2 pseudogenes are annotated in these 683 nt (G+C 72.9%); both read right to left on the bottom strand.

Annotated features, from left to right (window positions below):
• Nucleotides 1-197, bottom strand: a pseudogene (locus tag HV675_RS32160) (hypothetical protein); the annotation flags it as partial.
• A 286-nt stretch (nucleotides 198-483) separates the two neighbouring features.
• Nucleotides 484-683: pseudogene (locus tag HV675_RS33030) on the bottom strand (sigma-70 family RNA polymerase sigma factor); the annotation flags it as partial.

Below are 683 nucleotides of genomic sequence, written 5' to 3'. Positions count from 1 at the left end.
GTCAGCGCCGCGTCCGGCAGCGGCGGCGCGTCGCTGGCGAGCCATCCGTCGAGTTGCGCGGATTCGGCGAGCAGCGCGTGAGCCTCGGCGCGATGCGCATCGGCCCATGCGAGCGCCGCGCTGCGCTCGGCGGCCGGCCAGCGGCGCGCATCGGCGCCGTAAGCGTCGACAATCGTGCGGAATCGTTCAGGTGTCATCGGATGTCCTCGTGCGGGTGTTCGGTGCGGGTTGCGGCGCGCGATGTGCGGCTGGTTGTGCGGCTGGCGGTGCGGCTGGCGGTGCCGCGGGTTGCGCGGCTGTGGGTGGTGACGCGGTGGGTGGAGTCGCAGCGGGCGGTGCGGCAGGCGACGCGGAAGACGGTGCGGAAGGCGATGCAGCGGGCGATGCGGCAGGCGATACGGCAGACGATACGGCAGACGATACGGCCGGCGGTAAAGCGTGCCGCGCCGTGACAGTCTCCTCGGCGGGCAGGGCCGACGGCGTCGCCAGCTGCGCGCGCAGATTGCGGCGCGCGCGGGAGAGCAGGCTTTCCAGCGCATCGACCGTAATGCCCATCACGGCCGCCGCTTCGAGATTGGAAAGCTCCTGGTAGTACTGCAGCACGATCGCTTCGCGTTGCCGCGCGGGCAGCGCCGCCAGTGCCGCGCGCACGCCGGCGTCGCGTGCGTGCGCTTCGAGCCGCG

This window comes from Paraburkholderia solisilvae (assembly GCF_902859875.1).
GTDB lineage: Bacteria > Pseudomonadota > Gammaproteobacteria > Burkholderiales > Burkholderiaceae > Paraburkholderia > Paraburkholderia solisilvae.
Note: the sequence above shows the minus strand (reverse complement) of the source record. Positions and strands in the feature narration are given on the sequence as shown.